The organism is Hydrogenophaga sp. ANAO-22 (assembly GCF_042466645.1).
Lineage (GTDB): Bacteria > Pseudomonadota > Gammaproteobacteria > Burkholderiales > Burkholderiaceae_C > Hydrogenophaga.
Genome location: NZ_CP159956.1, coordinates 255,498 through 271,399, shown reverse-complemented (window position 1 = coordinate 271,399; position 15,902 = coordinate 255,498). Strand labels below are relative to the sequence as shown.

General features: G+C 66.9%; 14 protein-coding genes. 11 read left to right on the top strand and 3 right to left on the bottom strand.

The genetic code is table 11. From position 1 onward, the window contains the following. The first annotated feature begins 16 nt into the window (after positions 1-16). The 5 genes from ABSY19_RS01035 to ABSY19_RS01015 all read left to right on the top strand — a co-directional run bounded on the left by ABSY19_RS01035 (position 17) and on the right by ABSY19_RS01015 (position 5,214). Entirely contained in the window at positions 17-2,065 is a 2,049-nt protein-coding gene (locus ABSY19_RS01035; RefSeq protein WP_382158283.1) for an acetyl-CoA carboxylase biotin carboxylase subunit, read from the top strand. A gap of 83 nt (positions 2,066-2,148) precedes the next feature. Beyond that, entirely contained in the window at positions 2,149-2,736 is a 588-nt protein-coding gene (locus ABSY19_RS01030) for a class I SAM-dependent methyltransferase (protein ID WP_382158281.1), read from the top strand. 3 nt (positions 2,737-2,739) lie between these two features. Then, positions 2,740-3,231, top strand: a complete 492-nt coding sequence (locus tag ABSY19_RS01025) for a VOC family protein (RefSeq protein WP_382158279.1) — start codon at positions 2,740-2,742, stop codon at positions 3,229-3,231. A gap of 149 nt (positions 3,232-3,380) precedes the next feature. Further along, positions 3,381-3,668 carry a hypothetical protein gene (locus tag ABSY19_RS01020; RefSeq protein ID WP_382158278.1) on the top strand — a complete coding sequence of 96 codons (288 nt, stop codon included), beginning with the start codon at positions 3,381-3,383 and terminating at the stop codon, positions 3,666-3,668. A gap of 25 nt (positions 3,669-3,693) precedes the next feature. Beyond that, complete coding sequence (locus ABSY19_RS01015; protein WP_382158276.1) at positions 3,694-5,214, top strand: methyl-accepting chemotaxis protein; 1,521 nt, start codon at positions 3,694-3,696, stop codon at positions 5,212-5,214. Between the two features lies 1 nt (position 5,215). Here the strand turns inward: ABSY19_RS01015 and rsxB are convergent, their stop codons facing one another. After that, positions 5,216-5,878 (bottom strand): electron transport complex subunit RsxB, encoded by a 663-nt coding sequence (rsxB, locus tag ABSY19_RS01010; RefSeq protein ID WP_382158274.1) that lies wholly within the window; start codon positions 5,876-5,878, stop codon positions 5,216-5,218. A gap of 46 nt (positions 5,879-5,924) precedes the next feature. Continuing rightward, complete coding sequence (locus ABSY19_RS01005; protein WP_382158272.1) at positions 5,925-7,319, bottom strand: polyhydroxyalkanoate depolymerase; 1,395 nt, start codon at positions 7,317-7,319, stop codon at positions 5,925-5,927. A 232-nt stretch (positions 7,320-7,551) separates the two neighbouring features. Here ABSY19_RS01005 and ygiD point away from each other — a divergent pair, with 232 nt between their 5' ends. Continuing rightward, entirely contained in the window at positions 7,552-8,427 is an 876-nt protein-coding gene (gene ygiD / locus ABSY19_RS01000; protein WP_382158270.1) for a 4,5-DOPA dioxygenase extradiol, read from the top strand. A gap of 60 nt (positions 8,428-8,487) precedes the next feature. On the opposite strand, the gene ABSY19_RS00995 is transcribed toward ygiD, so the two are convergent. Next, complete coding sequence (locus tag ABSY19_RS00995; RefSeq protein ID WP_382158268.1) at positions 8,488-9,684, bottom strand: amino acid aminotransferase; 1,197 nt, start codon at positions 9,682-9,684, stop codon at positions 8,488-8,490. Positions 9,685-9,939: 255 nt separating this feature from the next. Here ABSY19_RS00995 and ABSY19_RS00990 point away from each other — a divergent pair, with 255 nt between their 5' ends. From ABSY19_RS00990 to ABSY19_RS00970, 5 genes are all read left to right on the top strand, one after another. Further along, a complete protein-coding gene (locus ABSY19_RS00990; protein ID WP_291116680.1) occupies positions 9,940-10,575 on the top strand; it encodes an XrtA/PEP-CTERM system exopolysaccharide export protein in 636 nt (211 codons plus the stop codon). Positions 10,576-10,656: 81 nt separating this feature from the next. Continuing rightward, on the top strand, positions 10,657-12,213 hold the full coding sequence (locus ABSY19_RS00985) for an XrtA system polysaccharide chain length determinant (RefSeq protein ID WP_382158266.1): 1,557 nt from the start codon (positions 10,657-10,659) through the stop codon (positions 12,211-12,213). A 15-nt stretch (positions 12,214-12,228) separates the two neighbouring features. Beyond that, positions 12,229-13,176, top strand: coding sequence for an XrtA-associated tyrosine autokinase (locus ABSY19_RS00980; protein WP_382158264.1), 948 nt, complete (start codon positions 12,229-12,231; stop codon positions 13,174-13,176). A 22-nt stretch (positions 13,177-13,198) separates the two neighbouring features. Further along, complete coding sequence (locus ABSY19_RS00975) at positions 13,199-14,779, top strand: TIGR03016 family PEP-CTERM system-associated outer membrane protein (RefSeq protein ID WP_382158262.1); 1,581 nt, start codon at positions 13,199-13,201, stop codon at positions 14,777-14,779. Positions 14,780-14,782: 3 nt separating this feature from the next. Next, complete coding sequence (locus ABSY19_RS00970; RefSeq protein ID WP_382158260.1) at positions 14,783-15,901, top strand: XrtA/PEP-CTERM system-associated ATPase; 1,119 nt, start codon at positions 14,783-14,785, stop codon at positions 15,899-15,901. Position 15,902 lies beyond the last annotated feature (1 nt).

The following is a 15,902-nucleotide window of genomic DNA, read 5'->3' as shown; positions in this document are numbered from 1 at the left end:
CGAGGAGAACAACAAGATGTTTACCAAGATCCTGATTGCCAACCGCGGCGAGATCGCCTGCCGCGTGATCGCCACCGCGAAGAAGATGGGCATCGCCACCGTGGCGGTGTACTCCGAGGCCGACAAGGAGGCTCGCCACGTGCAGCTGGCCGACGAGGCCGTGCTGCTCGGCCCGGCGCCTTCGCGCGAGTCCTACCTGGTCGCGGACAAGATCATCGAGGCGGCGAAGAAAACCGGCGCCCAGGCCATCCACCCGGGCTACGGCTTCCTGTCGGAGAACGAGGCCTTCGCCAAGCGCGTGGAAGACGAGGGCATGGCCTTCATCGGCCCGCGCCACTTCAGCATCGCCGCCATGGGCGACAAGATCGCCTCGAAGAAGCTGGCCAACGAGGCCAAGGTCAACACCATCCCGGGCTGGAACGACGCCATCGAATCCGCCGATCGCGCGGTGGAGATCGCGCGCGACATCGGCTACCCCGTGATGATCAAGGCGAGCGCGGGCGGCGGCGGCAAGGGCCTGCGCGTGGCCTTCAACGACAAGGAGGCCCTGGAAGGCTTCACCAGCTGCCGCAACGAAGCGCGCAACAGCTTCGGCGACGACCGCATCTTCATCGAGAAGTTCGTGCAGGAGCCGCGCCACATCGAGATCCAGGTGCTGGGCGATTCGCATGGCAACGTGATCTACCTGAACGAGCGCGAGTGCTCGATCCAGCGCCGCCACCAGAAGGTGATCGAGGAAGCGCCGTCGCCCTTCATTTCGGACGCCACGCGCAAGGCCATGGGCGAGCAGGCCGTGGCGCTGGCCAAGGCGGTGAAATACCAGAGCGCGGGCACGGTGGAGTTCGTGGTCGGCAAGAACCAGGACTTCTATTTCCTGGAGATGAACACCCGCCTGCAGGTCGAGCACCCGGTGACGGAGTGCATCACCGGCCTGGACCTGGTGGAGCTGATGATCCGCGTGGCGGCCGGCGAGAAGCTGCCGCTGACGCAGGAGCAGGTCAAGCGCGACGGCTGGGCCATCGAGTGCCGCATCAACGCCGAGGACCCGTTTCGCAACTTCCTGCCCAGCACCGGCCGCCTGGTGCGTTTCGCGCCGCCGGCGCAGAGCATGTTCCAGGGCAACACGGCCGATCTGCTCGGCGTGCGGGTAGACACCGGTGTGCAGGACGGCGGCGAGATCCCGATGTTCTACGACTCGATGATCGCCAAGCTCATCGTGCACGGCAAGGACCGATCTGAGGCCATCGCCAAGATGCGCGAAGCGCTCAACGGCTTCGTGATCCGGGGCATCAGCAGCAACATCCCTTTCCAGGCCGCGCTGCTGGCCCACCCGAAATTCGTGGCGGGGGATTTCAACACCGGCTTCATCGCCGAGCACTACGGCCAGGGTTTCCGTGCCGAAGACGTGCCGCATAGCGACCCCGACTTTCTTGTCGCCCTGGCGGCCTTCGTGCGTCGCAAATCGCGCGAGCGCGCGGCCGGCCTGTCGGGCCAGTTGCCAGGCTACGGCGTGAAGGTGGGACACGACTACTCGGTGATCGTGCTCGACGCCCACGGCAAGCACAGCTACAAGCCGGTGCATGTGGACGAGGTGGTGGGCGAGATCGGTTCGGCCGTGGTGACGGTGGACGGCAAGCGCTACGCGATGTCCAGCCCCTCGCGCCTGAACGACATCTGCGTGACCGGCACCTGCAACGGCCAGCCCTACACGGCTCAGATCGAGCGCGGCACGCCGCGCAACCCGCTGGCCCTGGTGGTGCAGCACAACGGCACGCGCATCGAGACCATGGTGGTGTCGCCGCGCATGGCCGAGCTGCATGCCCTGATGCCCTTCAAGGCGCCGGCCGACATGAGCAAATACGTGCTCTCGCCGATGCCGGGCCTGCTGGTGGACGTGGCGGTGCAGCCGGGCCAGAAGGTGCAGGCCGGCGAGCGCGTGGCCGTGATCGAGGCCATGAAGATGGAGAACGTGCTGTTCGCCGCCGCCGACGGCGTGGTGTCCAAGGTCCTAGCCAAGGTCGGCGAGTCGCTGGTGGTGGACCAGCCCATTGTCGAGTTCGGCTGAGGCACCGTTGAGCACCATTGGATACGGACAGCGGGCGGTGAAATGCGCTAACCTTCAAAGCCATCCGGCTCTGAAGGATTCGCATGAAGCATGGTCTGGCCTTTGCCCTGGGATGTTTGCGCGATCCGCGCCGCATGGGTGCCATTGCGCCGGCTTCCCGGGCATTGGCCCGGGCCATTGTGAGCGAGGTCTGGCGCAGCCACCCCGGCGTGCTGATCGAGGTGGGTGCGGGCACCGGCGCCATCACGCGCGAGCTGGCCACGTCGTTCGCGGCGTTGGACCGCTTCGTGGTGATCGAGCGCGACCCCGACTTCGCCCGCCTGCTGCGCCATGCCTTTCCGCTGGCCGAGGTGCTCAACCATTGCGCTTCCGACGTGAACCAGCTCTCGATCGAGGCGCGCTCGCCCGTCACCCTGGTGTCGTCGCTGCCGTTGCTGTCCATGCCGCGTGACGAGGCCCGCGAGTGCGTGAGCGCGATGCTGGCGCTGATCGGTCGCCAGCCGGGCTCGCGCCTGATCCAGTACACCTACGCCGCACCGCACCTGCGGCCTTTCAACGGCATCCCCCCGGGCTGGCGCTGGCGGCGCTCGGCCTCGGTCTGGGCCAACCTGCCACCCGCCACGGTGTGGGCGCTCGAGCGTTCACCCGGGTCCCTCAACGGAGTTCATTGACGCATGCCTTCCTCCTCACGTCCTTTCAAAGTGCTGGGCATCCAGCAGATCGCCATCGGCGGCCCTGATAAGCAGCGCCTGCAGAAACTCTGGGTCGACATGCTGGGCCTGGAGGTCACCGGGACCTTCCGCAGCGAACGCGAGAACGTGGACGAGGACATCTGCGCCATCGGCACCGGCCCGTTCAAGGTCGAGGTCGATCTGATGCAGCCGCTGGATCCCGAGAAGAAACCGGCGGTGCACGCCACGCCGCTCAACCACATCGGCCTGTGGATCGATGACCTCCCCACCGCCGTGCAGTGGCTGGGCGAGCAGGGCGTGCGGTTCGCGCCGGGCGGCATTCGCCAGGGCGCGGCGGGTTTCGACATCACCTTCCTGCACCCCAAGGCCAATGAGGAATTCCCCATCGCGGGCGAGGGCGTGCTGATCGAGCTGGTGCAGGCGCCGCCCGAGGTGGTGAGCGCCTTCGCGCGCCTGGCCGCCCAGCCGGCCTGATCCCGGGGACGAGCGGCGGAACGCCCGGAGCAGGGCGGCTTTTCGGGCCCTGTTCGGTGCACCGCGGGGCGGGCCCTGAACTTAATCTTGCGACCTGTGAAGGCTGTGCCGACGGTGGCACGGCCCACCCCTTGTCGCAGGAGTTCAGCATGAACCCGTTCCCTGGCCAACCTTCGAGAGACCTTTCCGGCACCGCCAGCTGGCTTGCCCGCGAGATGGCGCCTGCCTGGCCCGTCGAGCTGCTGGAGGCGTTCTGCCTGCGCATGTCGTCGCAGGGCATGTGCGTGAGCCGGGCGCTGATGATCTGCGACCGCCGCTACGCGCTGGAACAACTCGCGCACGCCCACAACATGGCCGACGATGCGCTGCGGGTGATGGCCGTGCAGCTGTTCCGGCACTTTGAAGCCCGCCAGTCCGGCATCCCCGGTCTGCATTGAGCCCCCACCCAGGAGCGGTCCACCCATGTCCGGATTCCATCCGCTGTTGCCCGGCGTCGCCCTGATGCGCCGCTTCCGCCTGCGTGGCAAGCTGTTGCTGCTCGCGGCGTCGTCGGTCTTGCCGCTGCTGCTGGCCTGGGCCTTGCAAGGCCCCGACGGCCTGCACGGCCGTGCCCTGATGGTCGCGGTCGCGGGCCTGGCGCTGCTGGCCTACCTGATGGTCTCCTTCTACGTCAGCTTCACCGCCGATTTCCAGCAGGTGCTCGGCGCGATGGGGCAGACGGTGTCGGGCAACCTGCGCACCACGGTTCGTGTGCAGGGCAGCGATGAGCTGGCCGAGCTGGCCCGCCTGCTGGACCGCACCATCGGCAACCTCTCGGCCATGGTGGCCGAGGTGCGCAGCAATTCGGCCCTGGTGGCGCACGCCGGCAAGAGCCTGGCGACGGGCAACCGCGACCTGGCCGACCGCACCGAACAGCAGGCCGCCAACCTGGAGCAGACGGCGGCCAGCGTCAGTGAGCTCTCGGGCACGGTGCAGCAGAACGCCCGCACCGCCAGCGAATCCGACCAGCAGGCCGCGCAGGTGCGCGATGTGGCCGAGTCGGGCGCGAAATTCATGGGCCATGCGGTCGAATCGGTCGAAGGCATCCAGAAAAGCGCCCAGCAGATGAACGAGATCATCGGCGTGATCGACAGCATCGCGTTCCAGACCAACATCCTCGCGCTGAACGCGGCGGTGGAAGCCGCGCGCGCGGGCGAGCAGGGTCGGGGATTCGCGGTGGTGGCGGCCGAGGTGCGCACGCTCGCGCAGCGCTCGTCCGCGTCGGCGAAGGAAATCCGCGAGCTGATCGAAGCCTCTCGCAGCCAGGTGGAGGCGGGCGTGGCCCAGATCCGCACGGCCGGCAACAGCATCGGCCAGATCGTCTCCGGCGTGCGCGGGGTGGCGGCCAACATGTCCCTGATCTCGGCGTCCAGCGCCGAGCAGAGCACCGGCCTGAATGAAATCTCGGCGGCGGTGACCCAGCTCGACCAGATCACGCAGCACAACGCCCAGATGGTGGAGCGCGCGGTGGCGCAGGCCAATCAGCTGGAGCAGCGTGCGGCTCATCTGTCGAAAGCGGTCTCGTCCTTCATGCTGCAGCAGGGCACGGCCGACGAGGCCATGCAACTGGTGAGCCGTGCGCAGACCCAGCGCCGGCACGGCGGGCGCGATGCCTTCGTGCGCGCGATCACCGAGCCCTCGGGCGGTTTCCACGACCGCGACATGTACGTCTTCGCACTCGACAGCGCGGGCGTCTACCGCGCCTTCGGCGGCAAGCCGGAGAAGGTCGGCAGCCGGGTGCAGGACATCGCCGGCGTCGACGGCCAGGCGCTGCTCCATGCCATCGTCGCGCAAGCTGAGGTGGGCGAGGGCTGGGTCGAGTACGACATCGCCAACCCGGTCACCGGTGCCATCCAGACCAAGATGTCCTACGTGGTGAAGGTTGACGACCTGTACATGGGCTGCGGCGTCTACAAGACCGTGGCCGCGCGCCAGGGCGCCTGAATCAGCCGCCGCTCTGGCCGCGCCGCGCGCGCGAGCGGGCCAGCGCGGCCTCGATCACCGAGCGCTTCTTGTCGAGCACGGCCTCGTCGGTGATCTGCGAGTGCGCGGCCAGGTCGGCCAGTTTCTCCTGCGCCTTAGCCGCCAGCCGAACTTCGTGTTCCTGTTTTTCGCGCGCCAGGCGCTGCTGCCGCTGGGTGTAGCGCTCGCGTCCCTGGTCGGCCTGTTCGCTGGACCAGGCCTGCCAGCCGGTGCGTTCACCGCTGACGATTTCGAGCGAAATGCAATCCACCGGGCAGACCGGCAGGCACAGCTCGCAGCCGGTGCAGTAGGGCTCCACCACGGTGTGCATGCGCTTGTGGATGCCCAGGATGGCGTCGGTGGGGCAGGCCTGGATGCACAGCGTGCAGCCGATGCACCAGGCCTCGTCGATCACCGCCACGGTGACCGGGCCTTCGATGCCGAAGCGGTGGTCCAGCGCCTGCACGGGTTGGCCGGTGAGGGCGGAGAGCCGCTCGATGCCTTCGGCCCCGCCGGGGGGACACTGGTTGATGCCCGCTTCGCCGTCCGCGATGGCCTTCGCGTAGCTCGCGCAGTCGGGGTAACCGCAACGCGTGCACTGGGTCTGCGGCAGGGCGGCGTCGATGCGCCGGGCGAGGTCGTTCATGCCCGCGAATATACCGGCGCCGCGAGGGCGCTGTGGGCTTCGCCGCTCAGGCCTTGGCGGTCTTGCGGCTGGCCGTCTTGCGGGCCGCTGCCGGTGCCTTGGCGGCCGGTTTGCGCGCCACGGCCTTGGGGGCCGCATTCACGGCCGGCTTCGCTGCGGCAGGCGCGGCATCCGCGGCGGGCTGGTGCGCGCGGATGAAGGTCTTGACCACCGGGTGCACCATGTCGCGCCAGCGCCGGCCGCTGAAAATGCCGTAATGGCCGGCGCCCTGCGCCTCGTAGTGCATCTGGTGCGTCTTCGGGATGCCGGTGCACAGGTCGTGCGCGGCGGCCGTCTGCCCGGAGCCGGAAATGTCGTCGAGCTCGCCTTCCACCGTGAGCAGGGCGGTGCGCTTGATGTCCTGCGGACGCACGCGCTCCAGCTCACCCTGTTCGTTCTTCACGTCCCAGGTGCCGTTGACCAGCTTGAATTCCTGGAACACCGTCTCGATCGTTTCGAGGTAGTAGTCGGCGTCCATGTCGAGCACGGCGTTGTACTCGTCGTAGAACTTGCGGTGGCTCTCGGCGCTGGAGTTGTCGCCCTTGATCAGGTCCTTGAAGTAGTCGTAGTGGCTCGACGCGTGGCGGTCGGGGTTCATGGCCACGAAACCGGTGTGCTGCAGGAAGCCCGGGTACACGCGGCGGCCGGCGCCGGGGAAGTTGTCGGGCACGCGGTAGATCACGTTGTTCTCGAACCACTCGTAGCTGCGCTGCGTGGCCAGGTTGTTCACCGCCGTGGGCGACTTGCGCGCGTCGATGGGGCCGCCCATCATGGTCATGGACAGCGGCGTGGTCTCGCCCCGGCTGGCCATCAGCGAGACCGCCGCGAGCACCGGCACGGTGGGCTGGCAGACGCTCATCACGTGGCAGTTGCCGTAGCCTTGCTGCAGGTAACGGATGAACTCCTGGATGTAGTTCACGTAGTCGTCCAGATGGAACTCGCCATCGGCCATCGGCACGAGGCGGGCGTTCTTCCAGTCGGTGATGTAGACCTTGTGGTCCTTGAGCATGGTGCGCACGGTGTCGCGCAGCAGCGTGGCGTAGTGGCCCGAGAGCGGGGCGACGATGAGCACGACCGGCTGGCCCTTGAGCTTGGCCAGCGTCTCGGTGTCGTCGGAGAAACGCTTGAAGCGGCGCAGCTCGCAGAATGGCTTGTCGATCTCGATGCGCTCGTGGATCGCGATGTCCACACCGTCCACATCCACCGTGTGGATGCTGAACACCGGCTTCTCGTAGTCCTTGCCCAGCCGGTGCATCAGGTCGTAACCGGCGGAGATGCGCTGGGCACCCGGCAGTTGGGCCAGCGGCAGCATGGGGTTGGTGAAGAGCTTGGACGCGACCTCGGCCAGGTCAGCGAACGGCTCCATGATCGAGCGCTGGGTTTCGTAAATCTGGTACAGCATGGGCGTCGAATCTGGTTATGTTGCAGTGCAATATAGCAGCATGTGCAAGTCCCTATAAGGGTGAAAACACTATACCCCCGGGTGTTGTTGTCACCTTCGTGAAAGAATCCTGCCGGAACTTCGTGCGCGGCGGCGGGCTCCATGGCTTTTCCGCCGATCGCCACCCCCCATGCAACGTCGCCCCCTATTGATCGCCGGCGGGGCCCTCGCGGCCACCGCCCTCGGAACCTACATGAGCACTTCGGCCTCCGTCTCTTCACCCGCCGCCGCCGGTCTGGCCGACCTGGCCGCCGCGCTGCCTGCGACCGAGCGCCTGCCGGTGCTGTTCCTGGGGCATGGCAGCCCCATGAATGCGATCGAGGACAACGCCTGGCGCCGCAGCTGGCAGGCCCTGGGCCAGGAACTGCGCGCGCGAGGCACGCAGCCCAGCCTGATCCTGTGCGTTTCGGCGCATTGGCTGACCCCGGGCTGGCAGCTCACGGCCATGAGCCAGCCTCCCACCATCCACGACTTCGGCGGCTTCCCGCAGGCCCTGTTCGACCAGCAATACCCCGCGCCGGGTTCACCAACGATGGCCCGGGCCATCAGCGGGGCGGTGCGGCAGCCCGACTCCGGCCGCGCGCTGGACCTGGACGAGCGCGAATGGGGCCTGGACCACGGCACCTGGTCGGTGCTCAAGCCCATGTTCCCGGCCGCGGAGATCCCGGTCATCCAGCTCAGCATGGACTACCGCCGGCCCGCGGCCGAGCATTTCGCGGTCGGCCGCCAGCTGGCCCGGTTGCGCGAGCGCGGTGTGCTGATCGTGGGCAGCGGCAACATCGTGCACAACCTGCGCACCATGCGCCGGGACGCGGCCGACAACCAGGCCTACGAATGGGCGATCGAGTTCGACCGCATCACGGCCGAGCACCTCGCTCAGGGGCGGCTGGAGGCGCTCAACGACTTCCAGCAGCTGGGCACCGTGGCGCAGATGGCGCACCCCAGCTGGGAGCACTACCTGCCGCTGCTGTACACGGCGGGTGCGGTCACCGACAAGGAGGAGCCGCGCTTCTTCAACGACGGTTTCCAGGGCGCCTCCATCTCCATGCGCTCGGTTATCTGGAGCTGAACCCGGGACGCCCCATGAAAAAAGCCGCTCATCGAGCGGCTTTTTTGCGTCAGACCCGACTCAGACCACCTTGGCGATGGCCTGGCAGACGTAGTCGATGTTCTTGCTGTTGAGCGCGGCCACGCACATGCGGCCGGTGTCGGTGCCATAGACGCCGAACTCGCTGCGCAGGCGCACCATCTGGTCCTTGTTCAGCCCGGAGTAGCTGAACATGCCGATCTGGCTGGTGATGAAGCCCATGTCCTGCTTCACGCCGGCGGCCTTGAGGCCGTCCACCAGCTTCTGGCGCATGGCCTTGATGCGCACGCGCATCTCGCCGAGTTCCTTTTCCCACAGGGCGCGCAGCTCCGGGTTGTTCAGGACGGCGGCCACCACCGCGCCACCGTGGATGGGCGGGTTGGAGTAGTTGGTGCGGATCACGATCTTGAGCTGCGACAGCACGCGCGAGGCTTCCTCGGCGTTTTCGCACAGCACCGACAGGGCCCCCACGCGCTCGCCGTACAGGCTGAAGCTCTTGGAGAACGAGGTCGAGACGAAGAAGGTCAGACCGGCGGCGACAAACTTGCCGATGACCGCGCCGTCTTCGGCAATGCCGTGGCCAAAGCCCTGGTAGGCCATGTCCAGGAAAGGCGTGAGGCCGCGGGCCTTGACGGCGGCGATCACCTGGTCCCATTGGGCCGGGGTGATGTCGTAGCCGGTCGGGTTGTGGCAGCAGGCGTGCAGCACGGCGATGGTGCCGGGCTGCGCGGCGTTCAGGCTGGCCAGCATGCCGTCGAAGTTGACGCCGCGCTTGTCGGCGTCGTAATAAGCGTAGCTGTCGACCGTGAAGCCGGCGTTGGTGAAGAGGGCGCGGTGGTTTTCCCAGCTTGGGTCGCTGATCAGGACCTTGGCGTTCGGGTTGAGGCGCTTGAGGAAGTCAGCGCCGATCTTGAGGCCGCCGGTGCCGCCGATGGCTTGCACCGTGGCCACGCGGCCGGACTTCACCGGCTCCGAATCGCTGCCGAACACCAGGCTCTTGACGGCGGCGTCGTAGGCCGCGATGCCGTCGATGGGCAGGTAGCCACGCGCGGCGGGCTTGTCCATCATGGTCTTCTCGGCCGCCTGCACGCATTGCAGCAGGGGCAGCTTGCCGTTGTCGTCGAAGTAGACCCCGACGCCGAGGTTGACTTTGTTGGGGTTGGTGTCGGCGGCAAACTGTTCGTTCAGACCCAGAATCGGGTCGCGCGGCGCCATTTCGACGGCGGAGAAGAGGGACATGCTGGGTTTCCTGGGTTGAGGTCGGGAGCAACCGGCATTTTAGCGGCCGGGCGTGTTGCGTTCCTGATGCCAAATGGCGTGCCCGTTGCGGCCTTCGCATGCATGTTTTCGCCACAAGCGTGCGCTTCCTCATGACAGAGGAGGGTTTGGGTATTCGTTACCGTTTACAAGCGTTCCATTGCCGCATGTCTGCGGTATATTCAAAAGGGCGTTAACTTTTATTAACATTTCACCGTTCCATGGAGGAAATGGGTCATGCGAAAACATACTTCCGGTCTCGTTCGTGTTCTCGCCATTGGCGCCGCTGCAACCGCGTTGTTGGTGGGTGTCAGTGGCTGCGCGAGCAACAGCAACCTGCCGGCCGCGCCGGTGGTGGCCAGCACCGCCAACTACAACTACCTGGTGGGACCGGGCGACACGCTGAACATCACCGTGTGGCGCAACCCCGAGCTTTCGCTGACGGTGCCCGTGCGCCCCGATGGCAAGGTGTCCGCGCCGCTGGTCGACGAACTCGTCGCGCAGGGCAAGACGTCCTCCGAAATCGCCCGCGACGTCGAGAAGGCGCTGGGCAAGTTCGTGCGCGATCCCGTCGTGACGGTGATCGTCACCAACTTCGTCGGCCCCTACAGCGAGCAGATCCGTGTGGTGGGTGAAGCCACCAAGCCGCAGTTCCTGCCCTACAAGCAGAAGATGACGGTCATGGACGTGATGATCGCGGTGGGCGGGCTGACCGACTTCGCCGACGGCAACAAGGCCACCATCGTGCGCGCCGCTGAGAGCAACAAGCGCTACAGCGTGCGGCTGCAGGACCTGGTCAAGCGCGGCGACATTTCCGCCAACGTGGAAATGCTGCCCGGCGACATTCTCATCATCCCGCAGGGCTGGTTCTAAGGCCGCCGTCCGGTCGGCCTTGGGGTTGGTCGGGCGACCAGCCAGTCCCTCGCTGTTCTGCTGTCACACACAGATTTCTGCATGCACGATCTCCTGAACCAAATCTCCACCACCCTGCGGGGCATGTGGAAATACCGCCGACTCGGGGTGCTGATCGCCTGGATCGTGGCCGCCGTGGGCGCCGCCGGCGTGTTGATGATCCCCGATCGCTACGAGGCGACGTCGCGGGTGTACGTCGACACCCAGTCGATCCTGCGCCCGCTCATGACCGGTCTGGCAATCCAGCCCGATGTGGAGCAGCAGGTGGCCATGCTCAGCCGCACGCTGATCAACCGGCCGACGGTGGAAAAGCTCATGCAGATGGCCCAGCTGGAAACCGCAGGCCAGACCAAGGCGCAGCGCGATGCCCTGGTGGACAACCTGTTCAAGTCGCTCGCCATCCGCTCGACGGGGCGCGACAACCTCTACACCTTGTCGTACCGCGACGAGAACCCCGAGCGTTCGCTGCAGGTGGTCAAGTCGCTGCTGACGATCTTTGTCGAGTCGGGCAAAGGCGCGGCCGGCACCGATTCCGACAACGCCCGCAAGTTCATCGAGGAGCAGATCAAGAACTACGAGAACAAGCTGTCCGAAGCCGAATCCCGTCTGAAGGATTTCCGCCTGCGCAACCTGGAGATGCAAGGGCAGGGAGGTCTCGATGTGGCCGGCCGCATGGCCGAGATGCTGAGCACGCTCAGCCAGGCCCGCCTGGAGCTGCGCGAAGCCGAGAGCGCCCGCGAGGCCGCGCGCAAGCAGCTGGAGCAGGCGCGCAGCATGGCGCGGACCGCGCCCGACACCTCGTCGCTGAACCTGGCCACGCCCGACCTGGATTCCCGCATCGATGCGCTCAAGCGCAGCCTGGACGCCCTGCTGCAACGCTTCACGGACCAGCACCCGGACGTGCTCAACACGCGCCGCCTGATCAAGGAACTGGAAGACCAGAAGCGCCGCGAGATCGCTGAAATGCGCCGCGCCGCCGCGGCCTCGCCCGCCTCGCCGGTGGTGGAGAACAACCCGGCCATCGTGGAAATCACGCGCACGCTGGCCTCGGCCGAAGTGCAGGTGGCGTCCTTGCGCGCCCGTGTCGGCGAATACGAAGGCCGCTCGGCCCGCCTGCGCGAGCAGCTCAAGGTGGCGCCGCAGATGGAAGCCGAGCTGGCCCAGCTCAACCGCGACTACGAAATCCACCGCAAGAACTACCAGGACCTGGTGTCGCGCCGCGAGACCGTGTTGATGAGCGGCGAGCTGGAAAGCACCTCCAACCTGGCCGACTTCCGCGTGGTCGAACCGCCGCAGGTCTCGCGCCGCCCGGTGGCCCCCAACCGCGCGCTGCTGTTGCCCGTGGCCCTGCTGGCCGCGCTGGCCGCGGGTGTTGGCGTGACCTTCCTGGTCAGTCAGCTGCGCCCGGTGTTCTTCGATGCCTCGGCCTTGCGCGGTGCCACCGAGCTGCCCCTGCTGGGCGTGGTGACCCTGGTCAAGAACGACGCCATGCGCCGGCGCGAATCCCGAAGCCTGCGGCGTTTCCTGCTGGCCATCATGGCCTTGGTCGTGTTGTTCCTCATCGGTATGGTGACCTTGTCGTACCGATCGAGCCTTTGAAGGTGATCTGAAAACATGTCCAGCTTGATTGAAAAAGCAGCCCAACGGCTTGAGCAACTGCGACAGGCCGGCGCCGACATGCCGGCGGTGCCCGATGCCGCCGCGGCGCCCGCCAGCGCACCCGAAACCACGGCGCCTGTGGCCGCTGCCGCCAGGCCTGCGCCCGTGATGAAAGAGGCCGCCAAGACCGTCTCCAAGAGCGTGCGCCTTGATCTGGCCGGGCTCACCGAGGCAGGCTTCGTCACGCCGAACGCGCCGCGCGCCGCCATCGCCGACCAGTACCGCGTCATCAAACGCCCCCTGATCGCCAATGCCACCGGCAAGGGGGCCTCGGTCGTGCAGCATGGCAACCGCATCATGGTGACCAGCGCCATGCCCGGCGAAGGCAAGAGCTTCACCGCCATCAACCTGGCGATGAGCATCGCCATGGAGCTGGACTACACGGTCCTGCTGGTCGATGCCGACGTGTCCCGCCCTTCGATCATGAAAACGCTGGGCCTGCCGCCCGGCCCCGGCCTGCTGGACCTGCTGACGAACAAGCAGATGGAGATGTCGGACACGCTGCTGCGCACCAACATCGACAAGCTCAGCCTGCTGCCCAGCGGCACGCCGCATCCGCGCGCCACGGAGCTGCTGGCCAGCGACGCGATGACCGATCTGATCGAAGAGATGGGCCACCGTTACCCCGACCGCATCATCATCTTTGATTCGCCACCCCTGCTGCTGACCACCGAATCCCGCGTGCTGGCCACGCACATGGGCCAGATCGTGGTGGTGGTGCAGGCCGAGAAGACCCTGCAGTCCCAGGTCCGGCACGCGCTGACGACGATCGAGTCGTGCCCGATCAAGCTCATGGTGCTCAACCAGGTGCATGGCGGCGATCAGGATGCCTATGGCTATGGCTACGGCTACGGGCACGGGGCGTCGAGCGACGCCCAGGTCTCAGAGACCACGCCGGCTTGAATCGGTTCACGGAGGTTTCCCAGTGACACATCGATCATCCCGCCGGCCCACATCGTTCCCTGTGGCCACGCTGGTGCAGGCCTTGTCGGGCCTGCTCGTGCTGTCGCTGCATGCCCAGGTGAGGGCGCAGGAAGTCGGCCCCGCAGGGGATCTGGTGGAGGTGGAGACGCCGGTGGCCCCGCCCCCCGCCATCTGGGTGACGCCCCGCATCTCCGTGAGCCAGGGCTTTTCCAACAACGGCGATCTCTCCACGCAGAACCGCCAGAACGAGCAGATCACCGAAATCAGCCCGGGCATTGGCGTGGTGGTCAACAAGCCGCGCCTCAAGGGTTTCTTCGACTACTCGCTGCGCGGCATCTACGACGCGCGCAACACGGTGCAGGACAACATCCAGCAGTCCCTGAACACCAATGGCACCTTCGAGGCCTGGGACAACCGCGCCTTCATCGATTTCTCCGGGATCATCGGCCAGCAGGCCATCTCGGCATTCGAGTCGCCGAGCATCGACGCCCTGGGCAACGACAACCTGTCGGAGACCTCGAGTTTCCGGTTCTCGCCCTACCTGCGCGGCAGCCTGATGGGTTCGGTGGACTACGAGCTGCGCTACGCCTACCAGACCACCCGCACCGACACGCGGCTGCGTTCCGACATCAGCTCCGAAGAGGGCCTGGCGCGGCTGTCGCGCCAGGTGACCGGGCAATCGCTGGGCTGGACGCTCGAAGCGGGTCGCACGCAGCTCGACTACAGCTTCGGACAGCGGCAGACCCTGGACGCGGTGAATGGCCGGCTGTTCTACGCGCTGAACCCGACGCTGACCCTGTCGGCGCTGGTCGGCGTGGAGTCCAACGACCTGCTCACCCCCGACATGAAGTCGTACCGCTCCACCGGGCTGGGTGTCGAATGGCGGCCCTCCGATCGCACGCGCGTCTTCGCCGAGCGGTCCAACCGCTATTTCGGCAATGGCCACAACGTCGAGGTCGAGTACCGCAGCCGGCGCGCGATCTGGCGCTATGTGGACACCCGCGACGTGGTCACCAGCCAGCTGGATGCCTCGGGCGCGTCCCAGGGTTCGCTCTATGGTCTGATCGACGCGCTGTCCAACGAGTCCGACCCGGTGCGGCGGGCGCAGCAGGTGAATGCCGAGCTGCAGCGCCTGGGCCTGCCGGCCGATTTCCAGCTCAACCCGGGCTTCCTCACCTCGTCGGCGTCGGTGCAACGTCTGCAGGAGCTTTCGCTGGGCCTGTTCGGTCCCCGCGATGCCTTTGTGGTGGCCGTGGCCCGCAACACGGGGCGCCGCCTCAATCCGGTGATCACGCTCAGCGACGACTTCAACATCGCCTCCGACATTGTCGAGAAGGCCTGGCGGGTCACCTACGCCCACCGCCTGACGCGGCTGACCTCGGCCAATGTGTCCTTCACGCGGCAGACGAACGAAGGCATCAACACCTCGTTCAGCAACACCCTCAAGACCTTGACGTTCGGCGTCAGCACGCGCCTGGCCGCTCGCACCAGCGGCAGCGTGCAGCTCCGGCGTTCGCTCTACAGCGGCACCTTCCCCTACAAGGAAACCGCCATCCTGGGCGTGGTCACCCACCGGTTCTGATACATGTACGAAGCCTATTACGGGTTGACCAGCAAACCCTTCCAACTCAACCCCGACCCGCGTTTCTATTACAGCAGCAAGCCGCACCGGCGCGCGCGCTCGTACCTGGTGTACGGCGTCATGCGCGGCGAGGGCTTCATCGTCATCACCGGTGAGGTGGGCGCCGGCAAGACCACCATCGTGCGCGACCTGCTCGACAGCCTGGAAAACGGCTCGGTGGTGGCGGCCCACCTGGTGAGCACCCAGCTGGGCGCCGAAGACGCGCTGAAACTGGTCTGCGCGGCCTTCGGCGTGCCCGTGCGCGGCACCGGCAAGGCCGACATGCTGATGGCGCTGGAAGCCTTCTTCATCACCCAGACGACCCAGGGCAAGCGCTGCCTGCTGATCGTGGACGAAGCGCAGAACCTGCAGCCGCTGGCGGTGGAAGAGCTGCGCATGCTGTCGAACTTCCAGTTCGGCGAGCAGGCCCTGCTGCAGACCTTCCTGGTCGGGCAGCCCGAGTTCCGCACCATCCTTCAGGGCCCGGGCATGCTGCAACTGCGCCAGCGCGTCACCGCGCGCTGCCACCTCGGCCCGCTGGACGAGGAGGACACCCGCGCCTACATCGAGCACCGGCTCAAGTGCGCCGGCGCGGTGGACAAGCCGGTCTTCGAGCCGGCGGTGTTCGCCGGCATCTTCCAGCACAGCGGCGGCATTCCGCGCCGCATCAACACCCTGTGCGACCGCCTGCTGCTGCAGGGCTACCTGTCCGAATCGCCGACCCTGACGCTGGATGCGCTCAACGAGGTGGTCGCGGAGATGCACGCCGAGAGCGCGGTGCCCGCGCCGGACCACCAGGGCAGCGACGACCGCTGGGCCCACCTGCCCAAGGCGGGCGAGGGCGCCGAGGCCCGCCCTTCGCTGGTCGATGGGATCGGCCCCGAAGACCTCGACCTGGACCCGGGCGTGGTGGACGGCATCGGCGAAGAACTCACCCGCGTGACGGCCGAGCAGCTCAGCACCCGCCTGCTGCGCATGGAGCGCAGCGTGCTGCGCCAGGAGCGGGTGAGCCTGGAGATCCTCGGTGCCTTGAGGAAGATCGTCGCGGCCACCCGCAAGTCGCGCAACAACGGCAGCAACTGAT

Bases quoted from the DNA above. Each gene is read 5' to 3' on its own strand.
- ABSY19_RS00985 (WP_382158266.1), top strand. From the start codon at position 10,657: ATGCACGATCTCCTGAACCAAATCTCCACCACCCTGCGGGGCATGTGG.
- ABSY19_RS00990 (WP_291116680.1), top strand. From the start codon at position 9,940: ATGCGAAAACATACTTCCGGTCTCGTTCGTGTTCTCGCCATTGGCGCC.
- ABSY19_RS01005 (WP_382158272.1), bottom strand. From the start codon at position 7,319: ATGCTGTACCAGATTTACGAAACCCAGCGCTCGATCATGGAGCCGTTC.
- ABSY19_RS01035 (WP_382158283.1), top strand. From the start codon at position 17: ATGTTTACCAAGATCCTGATTGCCAACCGCGGCGAGATCGCCTGCCGC.
- ygiD (WP_382158270.1), top strand. From the start codon at position 7,552: ATGAGCACTTCGGCCTCCGTCTCTTCACCCGCCGCCGCCGGTCTGGCC.
- ABSY19_RS01020 (WP_382158278.1), top strand. From the start codon at position 3,381: ATGAACCCGTTCCCTGGCCAACCTTCGAGAGACCTTTCCGGCACCGCC.
- ABSY19_RS00980 (WP_382158264.1), top strand. From the start codon at position 12,229: ATGTCCAGCTTGATTGAAAAAGCAGCCCAACGGCTTGAGCAACTGCGA.
- ABSY19_RS00995 (WP_382158268.1), bottom strand. From the start codon at position 9,684: ATGTCCCTCTTCTCCGCCGTCGAAATGGCGCCGCGCGACCCGATTCTG.
- ABSY19_RS01015 (WP_382158276.1), top strand. From the start codon at position 3,694: ATGTCCGGATTCCATCCGCTGTTGCCCGGCGTCGCCCTGATGCGCCGC.
- rsxB (WP_382158274.1), bottom strand. From the start codon at position 5,878: ATGAACGACCTCGCCCGGCGCATCGACGCCGCCCTGCCGCAGACCCAG.
- ABSY19_RS01030 (WP_382158281.1), top strand. From the start codon at position 2,149: ATGAAGCATGGTCTGGCCTTTGCCCTGGGATGTTTGCGCGATCCGCGC.
- ABSY19_RS00970 (WP_382158260.1), top strand. From the start codon at position 14,783: ATGTACGAAGCCTATTACGGGTTGACCAGCAAACCCTTCCAACTCAAC.
- ABSY19_RS01025 (WP_382158279.1), top strand. From the start codon at position 2,740: ATGCCTTCCTCCTCACGTCCTTTCAAAGTGCTGGGCATCCAGCAGATC.